Here is a 22,588-nt window from a genome sequence, read left to right on the forward strand (position 1 = left end):
TCGCACAGAAAACATTTGTTGCTGTCGCTTCGCTTTCGCACAGAAAACATTTGTTATTGCTGCCGCTACAGATAAACTCTTTTTATTTTTGATATTTCTGTTGTACCGCTTCTGGCAACTCCTCGAAGGCAATTTCTTCCCAATAAGTGACGCCTCGAATCCGTGTGTAATTAAGTTGGATATACGCTCCTTCTCTCAATTGCTTTCCAGCCGAAAATTCAAGCTTTTTTTCCTTCCCATTCTTATTGTAGGCCGTTAATTCATAGTCATAACGTCCATTGTTATCGTGAATACCAGAATCGGATATTATTGTATAATAGATCGTTTTTCCCGCAGGATTTTCAGGTGTTAGCTTCTCTGGGGTTAAGAAAAACCACAAGCAAACACCACCAAGCACGATGACAAGTCCCAGCATTAGCAATATTTTTTTCATCTTAATTCCTCCAAGCATCATTAGGTTGAGACAATATCTTTATTCTTCAAGCTGCGAATAGATATCGACGCAAAAATAATGACAAAAGTTAAATTTACTATCCAAAATAAAGTATTCTGTATGTCAGTAAGCCCAGCCTGATTCAAAACACTCATGCCAATTGTGAGTAGTGAAAACGGGAAAAACATACCTAAGTTAGCAGCGTACATAGCCAAACCGATAATCACTGCGCATAGACTAATACCAATAGGTGTAGCAAAGCTGCGCATTCGCAACGATATTCCTAATTGCAGAGCACTAATGGAGAGAGTGGCAAACCAACCACGAACCGTCCAACCTATAGTCTCTACAGGAAAAGGATCCGGTAAAGAAAACAGGGTACCCGCTAACCAGTACAACCCTAGGAAAAATGTTTGTGTGAACATAACTAATATGCTAACGACAAACAATTTGGCAAGAAAAACACTTGCAACCGATACTGGAGCGGTCAAAATCATATTCCAATTTCGATTCAAATGCTCCAGCCTACATACATAGGAACAACAAATGGCAATTAAAATAGGTAGAAAAAACTCGCCGTAAAACAAGGAAACTTGGCTCCATAAGCTATACCATCCATTTCCCAAGACGCCCTTGTTTAAATAATAATTCGTACATCCAAACAGCAGACTTATGATTGGAAGTGCAGCTAGTACAAGACCTATACGAGAATGTCGCAGCTTGAGCAATTCAGCAAAGATACTTTGTTTCATCAACTTCTCACCTCAGATTTCCTGCCGGGATACATGAATACTTCCGGCAATATAAAATAGAACAGTCATCGTTAGTACAAGCAATACAAAACCAGACCCTACTGACTGTGCCATATAAAAACTTGCAGACTCAGCGAAATGAAAAGTTACCGGGCTGAGATCCAAATAATACGACCATATAAAAATATGTCTGACTGCCGCTGGGAAAAACCCTGCGGTCATACCGATGAAGCCTCCCAGCATGCCTAAGCACAGCGCAAATGCTTGGTTTTTAATGGCTAAAGAAACCCATTGCTGAAGTGCCGTAACAGCAAGAGTCGTCATCAAGTTACCAACAATAAACTTGAATAGAAAATCAGTAGGAGGTGCACCAGGAAAATCTTTTATTAGTCCGAATATAATCATCAGTACGGTCTGCGTAAGAATGCCAAATAGGAGCAAACTATTAGCGCAAATATACTTCGCCGCGTAAAGATAGCTACGGCTCACGTTAGTAGCAACAAGCATTTTCCAGGTGACTCCTTTATGCTCCATATCACAAATACGAGAGACGACGATAGCCGAAATAATTGGCATAAAAAGGCCATTCATAGAAGATATATCAAAAATGATCGATTCCCACACTGCGTGGTCCGGATTTTTAGCAATAGAATGGTTGATGGAATTGAAAACAAACAGCATCTCCACACCAAGAAATAATGTAATCATGATCCATATTTTTTTACGGCGTATTTTGTAATATTCTAATCCTAATGTTTTAATCACAAGCTCCGCCCCTTCCCTGTCAGCTCCAGGAAAATGTCCTCCAGACTTTTCTTATGCTCTTCAATCCTAGTGACAGGAATGTTATGTTCAACAAGAAATCGGTTCATTTCTGCCACTTCTTTGTCCTGAAGAATGTCGAACTCAAGACGGTTACCGCTTTTTGTTAAACTGTAGCCTTGCGTATGAAGCAGCTGCTCTGCCTTAGTATTGTCTTCAGTTTTAAGAAGAATGGCGCTTCTGCCTTTTTCCCTTAAGCTTTCTATACTGCCCTGAAACATCAAATTCCCATCACTGATAATACCTACTGAAGTAGCAATCTGTTCAATTTCAGTGAGCAGGTGGCTAGAAAGCAATACCGTTATCCCATAGCTTTTAGGCAATGATTTAATGAGCTCCCGTATTTCACCGATACCAGCTGGATCTAAACCGTTCGTCGGCTCATCAAGAATCAGTAGCTTTGGAAAAGCAAGCAAAGCCATTGCAATACCCAATCGTTGTTTCATTCCTAGCGAATATTGTTCAGCTTTTTTGTCTTTCTGATTTTCGAGACGTACGATACGAAGTGCCTCATGCACGTTTTTATCAGGTACATTTCGCAGCCGTTGCATGACCCTCATATTTTCGAGTCCTGTCAAATGCCCATAGTAAGAAGGTGATTCGATTAAGGATCCCGTACGTTGCAAAATGGAAGACCGATGTTTGCTTAAACTGTCCCCAAATATATTGATTGTCCCTTCCGAAGGCTTAATAAGTCCGAGCAGCATTTTTAGTGTGGTTGTTTTTCCAGCACCATTCGGACCCAAAAACCCATAGATCTCTCCTTCCTGAACTTGAAGATCAACTTTATTGACAGAATTAATAGATCCATACTTTTTGGTCAGGTTTTGCGTTTGCACAATAGCCGATGTTCTCATAAGAAAAATCATCTCCATTCAAGTCTTTTTTTCTCTACAGCTTAGACTTTAATGAAGTCACCTTTCCCAAATCTAAAGTGAACCTTACGACAGCCTTAAATTACTAGCCCTAAACAATAAAAATGATTCAAGCCGATTTTTCTTAAACAAAGGAAATACCGGCTTTCTAAAGGAATATCCTATTTGCACTATTCCCTAGATTTACGCTTTTGGAGAGCCACTCCTTGGGGACTAGTGGCGCTCATCGGAAACCCCTAGAAAGCGCCCAGTCGGAACGGAAATCAACCACACATTTTGGTGAAGAGCCACTTTTTTCTAAAAAACGCCAGTTTGACAAAAGTAACAACCTTTTGATAACGTTAAGTTGTTACTTGTTAATTTTAGGTATATACATGTAGAAGAAAGGGAGATTTCATGAGATTCGGTAATTTATTAAAGATAGGATTGGCTTTCACATTCTTGTTAGTATTAACTGCTTGTGGTTCAGATGATAAAGGCGCGCAAAATAAAGAAAAAAAAGAAGTGAACTTAGCCTATGTTGAATGGGACACTGAAGTTGCCTCTACGAACGTAGTAGGACAAGTTCTAGAGGATTTAGGATATGATGTAACACTAACACCGCTTGATAATGGAATTATGTGGGAAGCTCTTGCAAACGGAGAGGTCGATGGTATGGTGTCAGCTTGGCTACCACAAACACATGCCCCACAAGTTGAGAAGTACAAGGAGAAAATAGTCGATTTAGGTGAAAATCTAACAGGTGCAAAAATTGGCTTAGTTGTCCCTAGTTATATGGATGTAAACTCTATCGAAGATTTAACAAATGAAGCTAATAAGACAATAACAGGTATTGAACCAGGAGCAAATATGACGGGAACAACAGAAAATGCTTATAAGGAATATAGTAACCTTGAAGGCTGGAATGTACTTACCTCATCTGCAGGCGCAATGACAGCAGCTCTTAGTCAAGCAATTGAGAAAAAAGAAGAAATCATTGTTACAGGTTGGTCTCCTCACTGGAAATTCAATGCTTTTGATTTAAAATATTTAGACGATCCTAAAGGTATATACGGAGCTGAAGAATATATTGGTACCTTTGCACGTAAAGGATTGAAAGAAGATGATCCAGAAGCATATAGTGTTCTCGACAACTTCCACTGGACTGCAGAAGATATAGAAAGTGTTATGTTTGATATTATGGAAGGCACTGATCCTAAAGAAGCAGCTAAAAAATGGATTAAAGAAAATGAGAAGAAAGTTTCAGAGTGGACAAAGGATGTAAAATAACAGGTATATTTATTAACCATTTTTATCCATATGAATTTATTAAAAGCTCTGATTTCCGCTGCGGGCTACAATCAGTTAAAATGGGCATACATTAGCAAAATATCAACAAAAAAATAATAAGTCTATATTTCCCTAATCAACACGCCTGATAAAATAACTCGAATGATATGTTTTATATACACTGTCTAGCGGTTTTACATATTGGAAGCTTCTGTCTTCCTTTTTACCTAAAAGTCGATTCCTAGTACAAGCAGGAATCGACTTTTTTAAATTTTTTTATGCGACAATCGCGCCCAAAAGTTGAACAATGAATCAAATAATTTATAAAAGCGATTCGGTCGAAACTATGTACTTTTCCTTATAAATCGCTTCGCACCTAGTATAACGAGTGATACAATGATGCCCCCAATAATTATCATAATGATAGATATTAAGCTGGCGAGTCCAGGCACTGATTCGTGGTAGGTTATGATTGGTGGTGCGCCATATTGTTGTGGCGAGACGGCAAACCTCATGATTTCTAAGTATGCGAGATGAAAACCAATTGATGTCCAGAGACTCCCGGTCCATAGACGGAGCAACTGCAAACATATTCCGAAGCAAAAAATTAAAATGATATAAAAGATATTTATAGATACGCCAGGAGTAAGTCCAACGAGCGCTTGAATCAGGGCAACCGCTACAGTGACAGAAACAAATAGTAAGGTTTGAAGTAAAACGGATAACCAAGTGGCGAATCGATAGCGTAAGACATCATATAACATACCCCGCAATCCAAATTCCTCTGGCAAAGCTTCATAGAAAAAAGCAAATAAAATATTGATTAGTAGCGCACCAAACCATTGATCGGGAGTATGCCAGTCTTCAATGACTATCCACCCTTGAAGACTGGTTATAATGAATCCAAATGAAGCCAGTGCAATTGCCAAGAAAACCCCAGTAAAAAAGTGATTTAGCCTTTTCCAAGAATATACCGGTACCTTAGGTTTAACTCCCGTCATCCGATAGACATGCTTATATAAATACAAAATAATAGGAACAACCAGCCCGCTCATCACAAGACCCTGAATAAAATATTGAGAATATCTCGATGAGTTGAACAACTGTGCAGAAACTTCACCGGAAAGAGAAGCTAGGAACAAACTAGCGACTAATGTTGACCATCCAGCGAGCATAAGAAGTATCCATTTCATATATCATTTTCCTCCCATGTGCATTTTAATTGAGTTATTTAAATTACTTAAGAATAAATATTGTACATATACTTTATATGCAATATATACAAAGAGTAAATGTTTTGCAAGCCCAATTATTATTGAAATTGAAATTTGCCACCAGCTTCCTTCAGATTCAATTCACCGCAGAAACCCTTGCACTTGGTTAGCCACTACTGCTGTTTTCATGGTTCGGGACTTGCCCCCATTGATTACTTCCATTATGCGCGCACGAAAAAATCCATTTACTGATCCGTAAATGGATTTTTTCTTATGAAGCACATTCATCATGATATTACTTTTTGAAGACTTATCTAGTTAAAAAAGTTTGATTACAATATTCTCTCAAAGAGTTTATAAATTGGATCGTTGCTTTCTTTCGTTCCCATCGATTTTTATAATTGGACTTGGCTTGGTCTCTCCCTCTAATTCTAAGCGCTTCATGAAGAATATCAGAATAACTTAAATCGAAGTCCTTGATTACTTCTTCACAGGCCAGTTCTTTTGACGTAATCTTTCCTGTTTTTAATGTATAGTACACTCGACATAAAGTTAAGACAATGAATTCAATCCAAGAATCGAATAAAAACAAATAGCTTTTGGAAGCTTTACTCGCTATATAGTGGTTAAGATTGTATTCCATCTCCTGCATAATGTCCTGCCGATTTATGCTTGAGTAGTATGTAGAAAAGTTCGGGCCATATACAGCATATGAATCATGAATGAGCTGATAAACCGCAATTTTCATAAGCCTTCTTTCCCCTTTACACTTTGTACCTTCAAAAAAAGGGAAAGATTTATCTAAATGCAATTGGTTCTGCTCATCCAAGGATAAGTACTCACATTCAAACTTTTTGACTAATGGATTTTCAGCTCTAACCTGCTTATGAAGGTACGATAGTTTTTTTAACTCTTCGTCCGTCAATTCTCGACTAAAAACTGTAACAAAATCAATATCACTGCTTTCAGGATGAAAGGCCTCTAAAATAGTTGAGCCATATAAATAGACACCACGAACTTCAGTTGGAAACATTTCATTCAACCTACTACTATAGAGCATCATTACTTTCTTGACTTCGTTATGGATCATGCTTCTTTAACTCCTTTATGTTCCAATTAGCTTAACGCCTTGTTTTACGATTCCTTCCCATAATGGATATTTTTCAGGTTCAAGCATAATCATCGTAAATCCACTTAGGAAAGATAAATAGGCCCACGTTTTATCACGAAGCTCCTGTTCGGTTTCTTGTAAACTAGAGCGCTCCTTCAACAATTCAGTCATTCTCTCCACAAACTCATAAGTGATGGAAATTGCTTCTTGCTCTAGTTCTGGAAACCTTCCAGATTGAGAAAAAAGGTACTGTAAAATTCGTAGATTTGTTGGGTCTTCACGATACTGCCTCACGTGATGCCTCACCATCTGTTCTATTTGTGCTGACTGTTCAAGGCTTCCTGGTAAATAAAAAAGCCCTTTTCTAGTTTCTTCAAATGCTTCTTTGACGGTATTCTCAAACAAATCCTCCTTGCTAGGAAAATACAGCAAAATCGTAGCAGGATTTATACCGATTGCCTTCCCAATACTAGATAGAGTCGTCTTAGAAAAACCCTCTCTTGGAAATTGCCTTCTTGCTTCTTTTAATATGGCATTTCGTTTCTCTAGTCTCTGTTGATTGTTAACTGTTCTCGCCATCATATCCCTCCCAATCAATTTCACCTTGGCGTAATTGCGTCCGGATTTTGAATTGTGCCCGTACAATTCATTCCTTTTAAAATCCGTGACATCCGCTGGGGCTTTATCTTCATTCAGTAGGCGTTTGAACACCCTCTGAAAAGAGATCACATCCGCATAGATAGGAATCTTTTGCTAAATGAAGATTAAATAAATAAACGTTTATTTATTTTATTTTAAATGAATGGGTCTTGGAAGTAAATACCTTTTAAACACACAGAGTAAATGTCTGCAAAAACCATTTGAATCCAACCTTTCATCTTTGTGTATTTTTAAACCCCCAATATTAATAGCAGGACACTTCCCTTTGTAAAGATATTAGATCGTTTAAGTATATCGAAAAAATAATAATTCCCCACGATTGGTAAGAAAAACCTCAAATTACTATTCTACTATGGATTGAAAATGGTACATTAATTATTAAAAGTAATACTAGAATGATATTGAGGTGCAATAAATGATACATAATATACCGGATCTTCATACGAAGAAAATTCTTATAGTGGATGATGAAGAAGAAATTTTGAATTTGCTAGAGGATGTTTTAAAGAAAGAGGGATTTCAACATATTTATACGTATACAACAGGAGAAGATGGCGTACGCATGTGTAGGCAAATACAGCCAGATCTTATTCTATTAGATATTATGCTTCCAGATATAGATGGATATACTGTTTGTCAGCAAATTCGACAGTTTACATTCATTCCTATATTTTTCTTATCGGCGAAAAACGAAGACTTAGATAAAATACTTGGATTAAGTATAGGTGGCGATGATTATATTACAAAACCTTTTAGTCCAAAAGAAGTAGCATATAAGATGAAAGCGTTTTTTAGACGTAATCAATATCAAGAAAAGGTTCAGTCTATATATCAGTTTGGAGACGTTACGATTGATGAAACACAAGGGACAGTGTTGAAGGGGAATACATTATTAACTTTAACAGCAAAAGAATTTAACATCTTACTATTTTTAGTAAAGAATCCAAATCAAATTTTCAGTAAAGCTCGATTATACGAAGCTATCTGGGGAGAATCATACTTAGGCAATGATAATATTCTGATGGTGCATATGAGGCATTTAAGAGAAAAAATTGAAGATAATCCTTCCAAACCACAGTATCTTGCAACCGTAAGAGGACTAGGATATAAACTTCTGACAAAAGGTGAACTTAGATGAAGTGGAAGGTCACAGGGCTCTATATCGCATCATTAATTGGCTTAACTATGTTTATCCTAATCGCTCTATTTTTTGCTTTTAGTTATTTAGTATTTTCTTATGACTCTGAAGGAATGGACGATCCAGAAGGCTTAGTAGTAGATTTTCAAAAAGAAATTATTGTAGAAGATGAAAATATTTCTATCACGAATAAAGGTAAAGAATTTTTACAAGAGCATGGCGCATGGTTACAAGTATTAAATCATAATAGCGATGAAGTATTTCAAATGTATAAACCAGAAAATACGCCTACCCACTATTCCCCTAGTGAGCTGATTTTCCGCTATAAATACGCTGTTGGAGATTATACAACGTTTGTGGCTAAGTTAGATCACAGTACACACGCTGAAAGTTATATTGTCGCTTTTCCGTCAAAACAAGCATTGCGAAAATCTGTCTATTTGAACTTCAGTAATTTATCTAGCCTCTATCCATTTGGGATTTTAATGTTAATTGGGGTATCAGTTCTTTGTATTTTATTATTTGCTTATATTGTGGCGAGGTATATGTCAAACCCTGTTGTTACGATAATTGACCATATTAACAAACTAAAACAAGGTCACTATCAACAAGTATCCGCAAAAAAAGGAATATATGCAGAGGTATATGCAAATTTGAATCAGTTATCACATCAATTAGAGGATATTAATGTTCAAAGAAAAGAGCTAGATGCGATGCGAGAAGAATGGATTGTCAACATCTCTCATGATTTAAAGACGCCACTTTCTTCTATTAAAGGTTATAGTGAAGTTATTGCGAATCAAGACTATAAAATAACGGCACAAGAAATGTATAAATATGCAGATGTAATTCAAAATAAAGCCATTTATATTGAAAAACTAGTTAATGATCTAAAACTAACATATCAATTGAAGAATGCGTTGTTGCCTATCGAAAAAACGGCAGTAGATATTGTAGATCTTACTCGAGAAACGATTATTGAATTTATGAATATGCCGTATTATAAAAATCAGCTTATTGAGTTTGAATGCTCTCTGGAACAACTACTTATAAAAGCAGATCAAGGGTTAATTCATCGTGTACTAGTAAACTTATTGAATAATGCACTCATTCACACTGATCATGATACATTCATACAAGTTCATATAAAACAAACATCCACACACGCCGTAGTTACAATTGAGGACAATGGTGACGGAATAAATACAAATGATTTACCACATATTTTCGATCGATATTACCGTGGTACAAATACTGACCCAGAAAATAGTTCAGGTTTAGGAATGGCGATTGTAAAGGAAATCATTGTAGCTCACAGTGGAGAAATTGTAGTTGAAAGCAGCAAAGGAAACGGTACTAACATTACATTTAAGCTTCCATTAGAAAATTAAGCGAAACTTAAGGTCATCTCAATTGAAGATTAAGCAAGAGCTTTCATAATAATTGTTAGCTTAATCATAAAAGAGGTGCCAATAATGGGAACTTATATCGTAGAAACAGAAAATCTGACAAAGTCATATGGAGCTGTAAATAGTGTGAGTCAGCTACAAATGAGAGTCGGTGAAGGTGAAATTTATGGATTTCTAGGACCAAATGGGGCTGGAAAAACGACGACAATTAGAATGTTACTAGGATTAGTAAAGCCGACTACCGGTAATATTAAAATATTCAATAAAGATCTGAAAACAAATCGATTAGATATATTGCGAGAAGTTGGTTCTCTTGTTGAATCACCATCTTATTATGGGCATTTAACGGGTTATGAAAACCTAGAAGTAATTCGACAAATGTTACAAGTACCGAAAAAGAATATTGACCAGGTTTTGCGTATCGTCCGATTAGAGAAACAAAAAGATAAACTAGTTAAACAGTACTCACTTGGCATGAAGCAACGCCTTGGCATAGCAATGGCGCTACTTGGAAATCCCAAATTATTAATTTTAGATGAACCTACAAACGGGTTAGATCCTGCCGGAATTCAAGAAATCCGTGAACTCATCAAACAACTGCCAAAGCAATATGGTATGAGCGTGATTATTTCTAGTCATTTGTTAAATGAGATGGATCAAATTGCAACACAAGTGGGCATTATTAACAGCGGACAGCTTATTTTTCAAGATGAAATTGAAGTGTTACGCAAAAAAAGTCAAGCATCCATAAAAATGCGTGTAAATGATGTAGTAAGGGCACATCAAATTTTAGAACAACATCAAATTCATCTTACAATAGACGGTGATTATCTTGTTACGCATCAACAAGAAGACCACCTTATTTCTCACATAAATCATTTATTAGTACAGCAGCATTTATCAGTGTTTCGAATTGAAGAAGAAAAGCATACGCTGGAAGAAATATTTCTAAGTTTAACGGAAAAAGGTGGTGTTCTATAATGATCGCTGCCTTAAGAAGTGAATTATTGAAATATAAAAGGAAGAAATTATTTTTAGTAGTATTTTTAATACAATCTTTGGCTTTACTTTGGTTATTTGCAATTGTTTCACAAGACAAAAAGGAATTTCTAAATTGGGAGTCGCTTCTCTCAAGAGTAAGTATGATAAATGCTTTATTTTTACCTATAATGATTGCGATCATTACTTCTCGAATAATTGATTTTGAAAATAAAGGTAATACGTGGAAGCTATTGTGTGCAATTCCCACATCTAGACAGCTAGTATATATGTCTAAAATTATTTATAGTATCGTTTTTCTTATCTATGCAGGGGTAATTTCTATTTCCGCAATTATAGTAATAGGAAAAATCTTTAATTTTGAAAGTGGAGTCCCAGTGATTTTATTACTGAAATACGGTCTTTTTACCATTATAGGTTGTATTCCTATGGTCATTTTGCAACTCTGGATATCTTTGATTGTGAAAAATCAAGTATTTGCTTTAACAGCAGGCGTAATAGGCTCATTTCTTGGGTATTTCGGGCAGATGTTCCCTTGGAGAGACTGGATAATTCATACTTATCCATCTTTGACAAACCCTATTTCTTCGGCGTTTTCCAATGGAAAAATAGTACATTTCCCAAACGAAGAAGTCCTGACATACCTTTTGTTAAGTTTAGGAGTTAGTTTATTATTTATCGTTCTTAGCACTATTCATTTTTCACACAAAGATATTCATTAGGAGGATGCAAATATGTTATTAAGCTCATTTCGATGTGAACTATTAAAATTAAAACGTTCAAAAGTATGGATTGTTATGACACTCCTTCCGCTTTTTTGTATTACGCTTGGACTCATAAACTTCCGAGTAAACCATGATGTCTTAATGGAAAGCTCAACAAATGAATGGGAGCAAGCTTGGACACAAGTTGGTTTAATCTATGGATTATTTTTATTTCCTGTCATAGTAAGCATTTATTGCGCATTTGTATGCCGCTTTGAACATAGTGAAGGAAATTGGAAAAAAATTATCTCTTTACCTGTTCCCTTTCAAAACGTCTATCTTGCAAAGTTATTAGTCATCTTTTGGTTAACATTCTTGACTCAAATATTTTTTTTAATTGCTTATATCGTAATTGGTAAGCTACTAGGTATTACAAGTCCTATCCCTTGGTTTTCATTATTAAATTGGTCATTTAATGGATGGATTGGTACATTTTCAATTGCTGCTCTACAATTATCTCTTTCGTCATCAATAAAAAGTTTTGCAATTCCAGTTGGAATAAGTTTTGGTTTAACGTGTATCGGAATGATATTTCATTACTTAAATATTCCGTATGTATGGCCATTCGCGCAACCAGGATTTGCAATGGATCCAATTCATCTAGAAGGCTTGCAAACTTTCCTTCAGTTCAGTGGCTTTTATATGTTAAGTTTCTTATTTGTTATTATCTTTACTTTTATTGGAGTTCGAAAATTTACGATAAAAGATATTATTTAAATACGGGCACATAAATAAAAAGAGCCGACTTTGACTTTTGATTGGTCAAATTTGGCTCTTTTTATCGTCGCTTAAAACAGTATTGCTGATTAAAGTTTGGCAACGGGTTGATAAAATGGATTGGTTTCTTTAGTTGATAAATTGAGGATAATAAACGATTCCTCTACTTCGTCGCTACGAATGTAACCTTCAATAATTTACGCTTGATTTCGTTATATATAGTAGCACGACAAACGCCCAATCTACGGGCAATCTCAGCTTTTGATAAATTCCCTTCATCAAGGTAAGCTTCTAACTTTCCACGTTGAATTTCAGTAAGTATGGGTTTCTTTTGAGTTCCTTTTATGTTAAGCTTTTTTTGCATCAAATCGAAAAATCTCCTTTGTATATTGTTGTGTAGGAACTCCAATAATACACGATTTTTCCGATTTGATGTATTTTTTTACACAGTGTCTAATCTGATTTTACAATTCGCCAAAAATTCTTGATTGAAAATGAATACAAAAAAGCACCTGTATCCGCTAAAGTTTAGAGTTCCACCAAACAACATAGCGAGGTATACAGATGCACGCTCATCAACATTCAAACTCGATAATCATTCATTATACAGTTTCTGTCGCCATTAATTTAATTAGCTGTTTATAGTAAGTATGGTTTTCTTGAAGCTCCTCATGTTTTCCAGAACCAGTAATCAGACCATCCTCAAACACTAGAATTTGATCCGCATGTGTAATTGTCGATAAGCGATGTGCAATAATAACCGTTGTACGTTCTTTCATGACGTGCTCGAATGCTTTTTGTACTTCTCTCTCTGAGTCATTATCAAGGTTAGATGTTGCTTCATCTAATAATAATATCGCCGGATTTCGGAATAAAGCACGTGCTATCGCTATCCGCTGCCTTTGCCCACCTGATAATTTAATTCCTCCCTCCCCTACTTCTGTATCCAACCCTTTTTCAAATTGTTGGACAAAATCCCATGCATAAGCGTTTTTTAATGCCCTTATAACATCTGCTTCTAAAACGTCACTTTTGCCATAAGTTACATTATCTCGAATTGTTCCATTCATGAGTGGTGCTTCTTGCGATACATACCCAAATAAACTGCGCCACTGTTTTAAATCGATACTTTCAATAGGCTGTTTTCCAAATCGAATAGTACCATCTGTTACATCATAAAATTGTTCTATTAATGAAAACATTGTGGTCTTTCCTCCCCCACTGGCACTAACCAATGCAGTTGTTTTTCCTGCTGGAATCGTAAAGGAGATTCCTTTTAAAATAGGGGTATCATTGTATTGAAACGCAACATTTTCAAAAGCAATCGACTCGTTTGGAGACGAAATAGCATCCATCCCATGCCCTTCAATTGGTTCGTTCAAAATTTCTTGTAATCGTTCTGTTGCTCCCATCGCTTTTTGAAGTGCAGTGAAAAATGTTGCCATTTGCGTAAATGGCACAATAATTTGCACTAGGTAAATCATAATCGCTACAAGTTCACCTGCTGAAATCGTACCTGTTGCTACTTTTGCGCCACCATAGCCAAATAATAAAATGAGCACAACCATCATAATGAACGTCATAATCGGTGATAAAACTGCTAAAATTTTTGCTTCCTTCAACCCAAATTGATACAAATGATGAATTTTTTCTTCTCCATTTTGCTGCTCAAAATTTTCAGTTTGCGAAGTTTTCACGAGTCGAATATTCGTTAATACACGCCCCAACTGTCCCGTAAAACTAGCAAGCTCGTCTTGATTTGCTTTCGCTATTTTATGAATACGTTGTCCAAGGGGCAGTGTCAATAAAATTGCTACTGGAACTGCGATTAGCATCAGTAGTGTCATTTTCCAATCAATGATGATTAATATTATTACTGCACCAACAATAGCAAATAACCCCGAAATAAAACTAATCAAATGATCTGTAATAAGCTCCTTAATAACATTAGAATCTTGCGTAATTCGGCTCATTGTTTCACCAGATTCATGTGCATCAAAGTAAGGAATACGTAATCGTAAAACATGTGCCCATACCGTATTGCGCAAATTAGCCACAATTCTTTCCCCAAGCTTACGCATCATATAAAACGTTACTCCACTCAGTACAGCTTGGGAAATTAGAAATGCACCTACTAATAAAATCGACTGCAATGAAAAGCCAATGGTTGAAAAATCATTAATCATTCTCATCGTAACTAAGGGAACCGCCAACCCGATAAGTGTTTCAACGATACTTAGTAAAAGAGTGCCTATCGTGAGTTGCTTCGACAATCGATTACTATTAACAAGCTGCCAAATTCCTCTTACAGAATTATTCATCATCCACACCTCCATAAACCCCAAGTCTTTCAACCTGCGACATCAACCACTCTTCCTCTTCCTTTGTAAATGGTGTAGGAAATAACCATTCATTTATTTGAATATCCTCATACTCCTTTAATACTTCTACTAACTCTTCTATCAAATCTTGTGGAATTAGTGAGAATAACTGCTCGATTAACGATTTCAAATATTCGTCTTGAGGTGGTTGAATGTATGCCTGCTTCAACTGATTTGCTAAATCTATGTATTTTTGATTTATTTCAATAATATTCATTCCGAAAAAATCATATAGGCGATCTACCAACTCATCAGGTAATATACTTCGCCAATAGTCCCTTTGTTCATCCTCTTTTAGTAAGTTAAAAATCACCGTTAAAAAAATGGATGTATCGATTACTTCACTTCGTTTTCCTATTTCAATCGCCTGATCCAAGCTCGCAATAACACGATCAATTTGATTTCGCTTCTTCTCTAGTTGTAGTTTTTGAAACATTAATGATTCTATTAGCTGCTGTTCCCCATTCCGTAAAAGATCTTCAATCTCCTCCAATGAGTAATCTAAATATTTTAATGTTACTATTTTTTGAATTGTTTCAATGCTACCGTCATTGTAATAACGATGACCCGAATCTGAAATAAAACATGGTTCTAGCAACCCCTTTTCACTATAAAATCGTAACGCTCGTACGGTTAGCCCCGTCATTTTCGCAAATTGACCAATTGAATACATATTTTCAGCTCCCTTTTCTTAAGTATAAAATCTACCGTTACGTCAGATGCAACAACTTTAATTCACTTAACAAAAAAAGATCACAACCTATCGCGTTCTTTAATAAATGAAAATCTTATTTAATTAATACGACGCTCTTTATTTCTAGAGGCACATTCAACAACTGCACCCAACACAAAATATAACTTTTCACTTCCACCTTTCTATTTTATGCCTAATAAAAAGGAATAGCTTTTATCAGCCATTCTTTTCTAAGTTCTTCAATTCTTTGGCTCATCACCAAAACGTGTGGTTGATTTCCGTTTCGGCTGGGCGCTTTGTTGCTGTCGCTTCGCTTTCGCACAGAGCAAAGCTTCCTGGGGGCGTCCGATGAGCCGCTTCACTCGCTTTGCTCGCTCCAGGGTCTCACCTGTGACGCTGATCCCCAAGGAGTCGCCCAGCCTCCACTCCAATCAACAATATACAGGGCATATATTTAATAAAATGTCATCCACAACTTTTGGTGATGAGCCCGATTACAGTAAACTGATTCATTATTTTCTATAGAAGTTTGAATTTGACAACCATAAGTATCTGTATTAAAGAAATCATTACAGGTGTGTTGATTAACCATTTTTATACATTTGAAGAGGATGATTTATAGTTCATACGCATGCCGGGCGCACCTAAATAACCAGCTATCGAATATTATTCGATAGCTGGTATTATAGAAAGCTTATTATATTCTCATTAACTTTACCTTTTCTAAATGACGTTCCATTTGATTAAAATGACTCTCAATATGTTTAACAATTAAATGTTCGACTATAAATGATAACGGTTTGTTATTAAAATTAGTATTATAACTAGGTGCTGTTTGTTGTAACTGCTTAACGGTCACCGTGGCAAGGACATCCGCCACTATAGTAGCAAGCCTTTCTAACTTCTCGACTGCAATTTGTCGCGTTAATGATTCAATATTTTTAGGGGCAACTGCGGCCAACCGGCGAACATGTTCATGGTTTCTTCCCCATTTTCCATCTGGAATGCTCTGAAGTGCTTGTATATCGTCTAACCAAAATATAATAGCTTCATTTAAGTGTGCTACAATTTGAGCAATAGACCATTCATTTTCTGAAGGTTGTTGAAAAAACTCTATATCACTGATCCTTTGTATTAAACGATTAATCTGTGCTGTAGCTTGCTCATAACGACTGATTTCACTGACTAATACCACCATTACACAGATACTTCCTTTTGAACAACTGTTACTTTATTTTCGATATAGCCGATTTTTTCAATTTCTACTTTAACAACATCGCCCTCTTGTAAAAATTCCTGTGGTTCACGAGCAACTCCTACTCCACCCGGCGTGCCGGTCAAAATAATATCCCCAGGCTCTAATGTCATGATACTTGATAAAAATGCCACCAATTTTGGTACATCAAATACCAAATTTTTCGTATTCGACCTTTGACGCTCTTCACCATTAACTGTTAACACCATTTCTAAACCATATGGATCTGACAATTCATCTGATGTAATTAAATATGGTCCCATTGGTGCTGAACCATCTACTGTTTTCCCCTGTAACCATTGAATTGTACGACGCTGTAAATCACGGTATGTGACATCATTAGCAATGGTATAACCCGCTACATATTCAAGTGCCTCATGCTCTTGCACATCTTTGGCACGTTTCCCAATAATAAAGGTAAATTCTGCCTCATAATCAAGTTGTTCAGAAATCTGATAGTAAGGTAGATCCTCTGTTGGACCAAGTAAGGTGTTTGCATATTTGGCGAAGATGACAGGGTTCTCTGGAATTTCACGGCCCATTTCTAAAATATGTTCGCGATAGTTATGACCAACACAAATAATTTTACCAGGATTCGTAATCGGTGGACCTACTTTTACATCTTGTAATGCAAATGTTAATGAAACATCAGATACGTTATTTAATGCATATTCAATTGCTTGATTGGCGTAAGCATAGCTTTCTTCGCCACCTTCTAAAAAACCCTTTGTATCTGTAGGTACATATGCTTCTGCAATTTTTGTTGCTCGGATTTTACCTTGTGATAATAACCACTGCTCTGTTGCGCGATGTAAATCGATAACAATAGATTCATGAACTGCTCCAATACGTGTATGACCATTTTCAGTAAATGTTATAATTTTCATACGCTTTTACCTCCTTTTTTAAAGCTAACGAAAATCTGCTTTAAACTCGCTAGCAATATCTTGATGACCATTATTTGTCTCATATGCTTGTTCCCGCTCCAATTCAAAGCGGTCCATAATAGGAATATCATTTACAGAGAATAAATACGCATCTTTTTCAGCTTTATGCTCATACCAAGCCCAGTTTGGTACAACAAAGTAATCCCCAGCTTTCCAGTCAAAACGCACACCATTAATGACCGTATAGCCTTCCCCCCTATGCACGTGATATACAGTTGAATGTGTATGTCGTAATGCTTTGGTATGCAGCCCTGCTGGTAAATGTTGCATGCGTGTACCCAGAGTTGGGTTAGCTGATTTTCCTGTCGATGGGTTAATATATTCCACCGCAAAACCATGATGTGGATCTGGGTCAAATGCCATTAACCCTTTTATCCCATCGACAGTTCGGTTCCATTTATAGTTTGCAAGTGGTGCCACTGTATACTTGTCATCGCCAACTGGACGTACCATGCCACCTCTATATCGCTGTTCAGTAAAGTTATCTGGCACACCAGGTTGTTGTAACCCATCTGCATATGGCTCAAAGAACGTACCACCGATAGCATATAGCGTTGGTATATCTAACGCATCCATCCATAGCATAGGCTCTGTTCCTACATGCTCATGACCATGCCATAAATTTTTAGGAGTAATTAGAAAATCTCCTTCCTCCATGAAAATACGTTCTCCTTGTACAATTGTATACGCGCCCCTCCCTTTTGAAATAAAACGAAGGGCCGACTGGGAATGACGGTGTGACGGTGCTTTTTCCCCCGGCTGCAACATTTGCACCGCTGCATAAATCGTTTGTGTTGTTGATGCCCATCCCCAAGGTTTACGGTATGTTAAGCCTGGATTTTGGAAGTAAATTGCTCGACGCTCTCCACCACGTTCGGGTGTGAAAATTTGAGCGGCTTCCTTCATTTTCTTTTCTAGTAATTCACTTGACCAAAGATATGCCTCAGCCTGCGGATTTGGTGTTTTGTTCATAATTTCTGGAATTGCTTCCCAGAGTGGACCTAAATTATACTGTGCAATATCTTGCTTAAAATCAGTGACAACAGAACTTTTCAAAAATTCAGTTACTTCTTTAGACATTGGACCCGCCATAAAATACCCCCTAGATTAAAGAATAGATGCTTCGATATAGTAGTATAAAAAAATCATTCTACACTTGAGAAAATAATTCATATCAATCATTTTCTACCCTTCTTAATTTTTCGTTATTTAAATCCTCCTTTTCTACAAACACTAATTTCTAATATTGATAATATACATCACGTAAATTTATGAATAGTTCAGAATTTCTCTATATGGAACAAGGAAAAGAATTCCCTAAAATTCTATTTATCGGATATCATATAAACTATAGGTTCATCACCATAACGTATGGTTGATTTCCGTTCCGACTTGGCGCATTGTCGCTGCCGCTACGCTTTCGCACAGACGAAAACCGTGTTACTGTCGCTTCGCTTTCGCACAGAGCAAAGATACCTGGGGGCGTCCGATAAGCCGCTTGGGGCAACAGATGTTTTCTGCGCGAAAGCGTAGTGCTAACGTAGCGGCAGCAGCACGATGTTTTTTGCGCGAAAGCGTAGTGCTAATGTGACGCTGATCCCCGAGGAGTCGCCCAGCCGGAACGAAGATCAACTAATATACAGCGCATATATTTTAAAAAATGTCATCCACAACTTTTGGTGATGAGCCAAACTATATACAATAATAAAGGGGTGTGAACATATGAAAGCACGAACGAGGAATAGCTCATTAACAAATGCACTACAAATTTTGAAAAGTTTCAATTTAGAACAGCCAGAATGGTCATTGCGTGAGATTGCAGCTAATCAAAACATTTCTATTAGCACAGCTCACAGGCTACTAAAAACCCTGGAAGAAGAAAATTTTATTATACATGAGAAGCAACATTATAAATTAGGTACATCTATATTACGATTTACGAATATTTTTATAGACGATTTAGATGTTTTGAAGGGAATGACACCTTATTTAAAATCATTAACTAAAAAAACTGGACAATCTGCACATATTGCAATGCTTTCGGGAAAAGAAGTATTATATTTAAAAAAAGAAGATGGACTTATACAGGTACCGCTCAAATCCCATATTGGGCGCCGCAATCCTTTTTATGCAACAAGTTCCGGTCAAGTTATTGTTGCATTTATGCCCGATGATCAGCGATTAGCCTTATTACAACAAACACAATTTATAGATTTCACGACGTCAACTTTAACCACAATTGAACAGTATGAAAGAAGTTTTCAACAAATTCGCCAACAAGGGGTTGCGATTAGTCGAGAGGAATTACATATGCAGTTCATGTCCATTGCTGCACCAATTTTTAACAAACAAAATGAAGTAGTCGCTTCTGTTAGTATTGCCGGCAAAGTTAAAGCGCTACAACCTAATGAAAAAACATTTGCACTAAGCGTAAAACAAACGGCTGAGATGATAACCCAATTTATTCAAAAATACGGGGCGGGGTCACCAAATGACATCTTCAATAAATAATAAAACGAACCTTTCATCTGTAAAAAATGCATTACGTCTATTACGCTTATACCGAACTGATCGAGCAGAACTAGGTATCACCGATATCGCAAAATTATTAGATTTACCTAAGAGTACCGTTCATCGTCTTGTACAAGAGCTCGTTAATGAGGGATTTTTAATAAAACGGAGCCATACTAACAAATATCGTTTAGGATTATCCATTTTAACATTAGGTGGCATTATTCATATCCAGTATGAATTATATAAAGAGGCCCATCCAAAAGTAGAGCATCTATCCAACTTTTTCGGACAAGTTGTAAATTTATGCTTAATTGAAAATAAAAAAATTGTATACTTTTTACAATGTATACCTCATGCCCAAACTGAAATTACTACAGCAATGGGTTTTACAAAGGATGTACATTGTACAGCAGAGGGACAAGTCATTTTAGCACATCAGCATGTGACTACTATTAATCAGTATGTACAACAACCATTAAAAAAATATACGCCGTATACACATATAGGTGAGGCATTACGGCAACAACTGGAGAACATTTATAAACAAGGATTTGCAGTAACTGAGCATACATATTCTATTGGCTATATTAGTTTTGCTTATCCTATTCGAGATTATACTGGGTCGGTCGTATCCGCTATCACATTAATTGCACACGAAAGTACAATTTCAAAAGATGATTATACGGTTATTTTAGAGGAATTAAAAAACGTAGCAGCTGAAATTTCAGAATTGTTAGGTTACTATAGTTAATGGCATAAAAGTAACAAATCTGAGCCCAATGTTAACGGGATTCAGATTTGTTACGTTGTATTCTAATATTTTGTAGTAAGTGTTGGCCCTGAACGTGGTCCAAATGGTCCTTCGTCTAGCCACTTTCCAAGTGCTGGGATATGTGGTGCTAAAAACGCGGATATTTCTCGCTTTAAACGAATGTCTTCAGATGTTCCTTGAATATGCTCAAGTGCTAAATTTGAACATTCACGATTGTATTGTCCTGCATATAGGCGCTCATTTGCCGCTGCTAATACAGCCTCTTTTGCTACTGTTTTATCTTCTGTACGTAATGCGGTTACAATACCACGTGCTGCAATGATCGCATCTGGGACACCTGAATTCAAACCACGTGCACCAAATGGAGCGAATAAATGTGCAGCTTCACCAGCTAATACGATACGTGCATGCCCATCTGTATATGTTTCGGCTACAACTTGGTAAAATGTATACGTTGAAATCCATGTAATGTTCTCTGCATACGAGGCTGGAAATACTTTGGGCAACCATTCCCGTACACCATCTTCAGAACCGAAGTATTCTTTGTCGTCGCCTTCTAATAATTGCAAATCTAAGCGCCAGCCTCCTGCAAAAGGTACATACATCACATTACGCCCATCCACTAAAGGATGCTGGTAATGGAATATACGCTCGATCGGTAAAGGGTTGTTTTTATCCTCCTTCACATCAACCACAACAAATGTATCTGACGTACGCGGCCCTTCAAATTTAATATTTAACGATTGGCGAACGACAGAACGTGACCCATCTGCTGCAATAGCATATTGCGCATGCCATTCATTTTGATTTGTAGTAATCGTTATACCTGTTTCTGTTGTTTTGGCCTCACTAACAGGCTCATTCCATCTAAATTCAACACCAGCGGCTAAGCAGGCTACATATAATGCTTTTTCAATTTCATGTTGATGTAACGATGAAAAAGCAGGTAATGTGTTTGGCTTTGGTGGTTCATACACACGCTTATAAATATTATCTCCTTTATATAATGTCCGTTTTACTGGCCAAACGATTCCGATCTCAGCTAATTTAAAACCAAGCCCCGTTGAAATATCTTCTAATAGCTCCAATGTGGCTTTATGAATATAAATAGCACGACTTCCTGCACGCTCACGATTTTGTGGGTCCGCCTCTATAATTGTGGCTTGAATACCCTCTTTTGCCAAGGCAAGGGCTGCTGTCATCCCTACTGGCCCAGCACCAATTACTAGTACATCTCGTTTTTCTACTGCCATATTTGATTCATCCTTTCCAAATTCTATTGATCTTCTATACGTTTATCATATGTGTTTATCAATCCATTCGAAATTTCATTTTTTCGCTATATGGAATGGAAAACAATTAAATAAATCAAAGATAAAAAATCAACTATTTTGTTCACTTACCATTTTTTTGAAACCAAATCCTCAAATCTATTATTTTGGAAATAATTTTCGTCGCAACATTAACTTCAATATGCACCTAAAAATACTCTTTCATCTTCAACTAAACTGCACCTGATCACTTTCGGGGCTTACCTGATCACTTTTCGAGGCACCTTTTAGTTTAGAAAAACATTCGCTGTGATATTCATTTATAATCACTATCGCTACCACCAGAAACGATTAAGCGGCTTGAACCCTTTAGAATTTTTATCTGTGCGAAAGCGTAGCGGCAGCAACAATTGTTTTATCTGCGCGAAAGCGAAGCGTCAGCGGCAAAGTGCCTGCCGGAACGGAAATCAACCACACGCTATGGTGATGATCCAATTGATAGAGGAGCTTGTTTTATATATCACTTCGGTTTTTTCAATTCAAAAAAGAGCCCCCATTCTTCAATAGGAGCCCACTAAATTAATTGGAAGA

General features: G+C 36.7%; 26 protein-coding genes. 10 read left to right on the forward strand and 16 right to left on the reverse strand.

The window, feature by feature from the left end; genetic code table 11:
• Positions 1 to 82 precede the first annotated feature (82 nt).
• From QRN68_RS11795 to QRN68_RS11810, 4 genes are read right to left on the reverse strand one after another with little or no spacing between them, the layout of a single operon-like run.
• Positions 83 to 433 (reverse strand): YxeA family protein, encoded by a 351-nt coding sequence (locus QRN68_RS11795; protein WP_285397077.1) that lies wholly within the window; start codon positions 431 to 433, stop codon positions 83 to 85.
• A 20-nt stretch (positions 434 to 453) separates the two neighbouring features.
• Positions 454 to 1,185 carry an ABC transporter permease gene (locus QRN68_RS11800; RefSeq protein ID WP_285397078.1) on the reverse strand — a complete coding sequence of 244 codons (732 nt, stop codon included), beginning with the start codon at positions 1,183 to 1,185 and terminating at the stop codon, positions 454 to 456.
• Positions 1,186 to 1,197: 12 nt separating this feature from the next.
• Positions 1,198 to 1,950 carry an ABC transporter permease gene (locus QRN68_RS11805; RefSeq protein ID WP_285397079.1) on the reverse strand — a complete coding sequence of 251 codons (753 nt, stop codon included), beginning with the start codon at positions 1,948 to 1,950 and terminating at the stop codon, positions 1,198 to 1,200.
• A complete protein-coding gene (locus QRN68_RS11810; protein ID WP_285397101.1) occupies positions 1,947 to 2,864 on the reverse strand; it encodes an ABC transporter ATP-binding protein in 918 nt (305 codons plus the stop codon). Before QRN68_RS11810 ends, QRN68_RS11805 begins: the two co-directional genes overlap by 4 nt.
• Before the next feature lie 224 nt (positions 2,865 to 3,088).
• On the opposite strand from QRN68_RS11810, the gene QRN68_RS11815 reads away from it, so the two are divergent.
• Positions 3,089 to 3,262, forward strand: coding sequence for a hypothetical protein (locus QRN68_RS11815; RefSeq protein ID WP_285397080.1), 174 nt, complete (start codon positions 3,089 to 3,091; stop codon positions 3,260 to 3,262).
• A 16-nt stretch (positions 3,263 to 3,278) separates the two neighbouring features.
• Positions 3,279 to 4,151, forward strand: coding sequence for a glycine betaine ABC transporter substrate-binding protein (locus QRN68_RS11820; protein ID WP_285397081.1), 873 nt, complete (start codon positions 3,279 to 3,281; stop codon positions 4,149 to 4,151).
• Positions 4,152 to 4,495: 344 nt separating this feature from the next.
• Here the strand turns inward: QRN68_RS11820 and QRN68_RS11825 are convergent, their stop codons facing one another.
• From QRN68_RS11825 to QRN68_RS11835, 3 genes are all read right to left on the reverse strand, one after another.
• A complete protein-coding gene (locus tag QRN68_RS11825; protein WP_285397082.1) occupies positions 4,496 to 5,344 on the reverse strand; it encodes a CPBP family intramembrane glutamic endopeptidase in 849 nt (282 codons plus the stop codon).
• Positions 5,345 to 5,675: 331 nt separating this feature from the next.
• The gene (locus QRN68_RS11830; protein ID WP_285397083.1) at positions 5,676 to 6,455 is read right to left on the reverse strand and encodes an aminoglycoside adenylyltransferase domain-containing protein; all 780 of its coding nucleotides are present in this window, start codon (positions 6,453 to 6,455) and stop codon (positions 5,676 to 5,678) included.
• Positions 6,456 to 6,470: 15 nt separating this feature from the next.
• On the reverse strand, positions 6,471 to 7,055 hold the full coding sequence (locus QRN68_RS11835; protein WP_285397084.1) for a TetR/AcrR family transcriptional regulator: 585 nt from the start codon (positions 7,053 to 7,055) through the stop codon (positions 6,471 to 6,473).
• A 496-nt stretch (positions 7,056 to 7,551) separates the two neighbouring features.
• Between QRN68_RS11835 and QRN68_RS11840 the strand changes: the two genes are divergently transcribed.
• From QRN68_RS11840 to QRN68_RS11860, 5 genes are all read left to right on the forward strand, one after another.
• The gene (locus QRN68_RS11840) at positions 7,552 to 8,274 is read left to right on the forward strand and encodes a response regulator transcription factor (protein WP_285397085.1); all 723 of its coding nucleotides are present in this window, start codon (positions 7,552 to 7,554) and stop codon (positions 8,272 to 8,274) included.
• The gene (locus QRN68_RS11845) at positions 8,271 to 9,665 is read left to right on the forward strand and encodes a sensor histidine kinase (protein WP_285397086.1); all 1,395 of its coding nucleotides are present in this window, start codon (positions 8,271 to 8,273) and stop codon (positions 9,663 to 9,665) included. The genes QRN68_RS11840 and QRN68_RS11845 overlap by 4 nt, the downstream gene beginning before the upstream one ends.
• A gap of 84 nt (positions 9,666 to 9,749) precedes the next feature.
• The gene (locus tag QRN68_RS11850) at positions 9,750 to 10,664 is read left to right on the forward strand and encodes an ABC transporter ATP-binding protein (protein ID WP_285397087.1); all 915 of its coding nucleotides are present in this window, start codon (positions 9,750 to 9,752) and stop codon (positions 10,662 to 10,664) included.
• Entirely contained in the window at positions 10,664 to 11,404 is a 741-nt protein-coding gene (locus QRN68_RS11855) for an ABC transporter permease (protein ID WP_285397088.1), read from the forward strand. The genes QRN68_RS11850 and QRN68_RS11855 overlap by 1 nt, the downstream gene beginning before the upstream one ends.
• Before the next feature lie 12 nt (positions 11,405 to 11,416).
• The gene (locus tag QRN68_RS11860) at positions 11,417 to 12,163 is read left to right on the forward strand and encodes an ABC transporter permease (protein WP_285397089.1); all 747 of its coding nucleotides are present in this window, start codon (positions 11,417 to 11,419) and stop codon (positions 12,161 to 12,163) included.
• A gap of 163 nt (positions 12,164 to 12,326) precedes the next feature.
• Here the strand turns inward: QRN68_RS11860 and QRN68_RS11865 are convergent, their stop codons facing one another.
• The 8 genes from QRN68_RS11865 to QRN68_RS11900 all read right to left on the reverse strand — a co-directional run bounded on the left by QRN68_RS11865 (position 12,327) and on the right by QRN68_RS11900 (position 18,947).
• Complete coding sequence (locus QRN68_RS11865) at positions 12,327 to 12,527, reverse strand: helix-turn-helix domain-containing protein (protein WP_481817447.1); 201 nt, start codon at positions 12,525 to 12,527, stop codon at positions 12,327 to 12,329.
• 238 nt (positions 12,528 to 12,765) lie between these two features.
• Positions 12,766 to 14,484: an ABC transporter ATP-binding protein gene (locus QRN68_RS11870; RefSeq protein ID WP_285397090.1), complete on the reverse strand. Its 1,719-nt coding sequence runs from the start codon at positions 14,482 to 14,484 to the stop codon at positions 12,766 to 12,768.
• Positions 14,477 to 15,217 carry a MerR family transcriptional regulator gene (locus QRN68_RS11875; protein ID WP_285397091.1) on the reverse strand — a complete coding sequence of 247 codons (741 nt, stop codon included), beginning with the start codon at positions 15,215 to 15,217 and terminating at the stop codon, positions 14,477 to 14,479. The genes QRN68_RS11870 and QRN68_RS11875 overlap by 8 nt, the downstream gene beginning before the upstream one ends.
• Before the next feature lie 260 nt (positions 15,218 to 15,477).
• On the reverse strand, positions 15,478 to 15,645 hold the full coding sequence (locus QRN68_RS11880; RefSeq protein WP_285397092.1) for a hypothetical protein: 168 nt from the start codon (positions 15,643 to 15,645) through the stop codon (positions 15,478 to 15,480).
• A gap of 290 nt (positions 15,646 to 15,935) precedes the next feature.
• Positions 15,936 to 16,436: a DinB family protein gene (locus QRN68_RS11885; RefSeq protein ID WP_285397093.1), complete on the reverse strand. Its 501-nt coding sequence runs from the start codon at positions 16,434 to 16,436 to the stop codon at positions 15,936 to 15,938.
• A complete protein-coding gene (locus QRN68_RS11890) occupies positions 16,436 to 17,380 on the reverse strand; it encodes a fumarylacetoacetate hydrolase family protein (RefSeq protein WP_285397094.1) in 945 nt (314 codons plus the stop codon). The genes QRN68_RS11885 and QRN68_RS11890 overlap by 1 nt, the downstream gene beginning before the upstream one ends.
• Positions 17,381 to 17,404: 24 nt before the next feature.
• Positions 17,405 to 18,532, reverse strand: coding sequence for a cupin domain-containing protein (locus QRN68_RS11895; protein WP_285397095.1), 1,128 nt, complete (start codon positions 18,530 to 18,532; stop codon positions 17,405 to 17,407).
• Positions 18,533 to 18,788: 256 nt separating this feature from the next.
• Complete coding sequence (locus QRN68_RS11900) at positions 18,789 to 18,947, reverse strand: hypothetical protein (protein WP_285397096.1); 159 nt, start codon at positions 18,945 to 18,947, stop codon at positions 18,789 to 18,791.
• 215 nt (positions 18,948 to 19,162) lie between these two features.
• On the opposite strand from QRN68_RS11900, the gene QRN68_RS11905 reads away from it, so the two are divergent.
• Both QRN68_RS11905 and QRN68_RS11910 read left to right on the forward strand, forming a co-directional pair.
• Positions 19,163 to 19,951 (forward strand): IclR family transcriptional regulator, encoded by a 789-nt coding sequence (locus QRN68_RS11905; RefSeq protein WP_285397097.1) that lies wholly within the window; start codon positions 19,163 to 19,165, stop codon positions 19,949 to 19,951.
• A complete protein-coding gene (locus tag QRN68_RS11910) occupies positions 19,932 to 20,705 on the forward strand; it encodes an IclR family transcriptional regulator (protein WP_285397098.1) in 774 nt (257 codons plus the stop codon). Before QRN68_RS11905 ends, QRN68_RS11910 begins: the two co-directional genes overlap by 20 nt.
• A 62-nt stretch (positions 20,706 to 20,767) precedes the next feature.
• Here the strand turns inward: QRN68_RS11910 and QRN68_RS11915 are convergent, their stop codons facing one another.
• Positions 20,768 to 21,979 (reverse strand): FAD-dependent oxidoreductase, encoded by a 1,212-nt coding sequence (locus tag QRN68_RS11915; RefSeq protein WP_285397099.1) that lies wholly within the window; start codon positions 21,977 to 21,979, stop codon positions 20,768 to 20,770.
• A 428-nt stretch (positions 21,980 to 22,407) separates the two neighbouring features.
• Here QRN68_RS11915 and QRN68_RS11920 point away from each other — a divergent pair, with 428 nt between their 5' ends.
• The gene (locus QRN68_RS11920; protein WP_285397100.1) at positions 22,408 to 22,575 is read left to right on the forward strand and encodes a hypothetical protein; all 168 of its coding nucleotides are present in this window, start codon (positions 22,408 to 22,410) and stop codon (positions 22,573 to 22,575) included.
• Positions 22,576 to 22,588 lie beyond the last annotated feature (13 nt).

Source organism: Lysinibacillus sp. fls2-241-R2A-57, assembly GCF_030209535.1.
Taxonomy (GTDB): Bacteria; Bacillota; Bacilli; order Bacillales_A; family Planococcaceae; genus Lysinibacillus.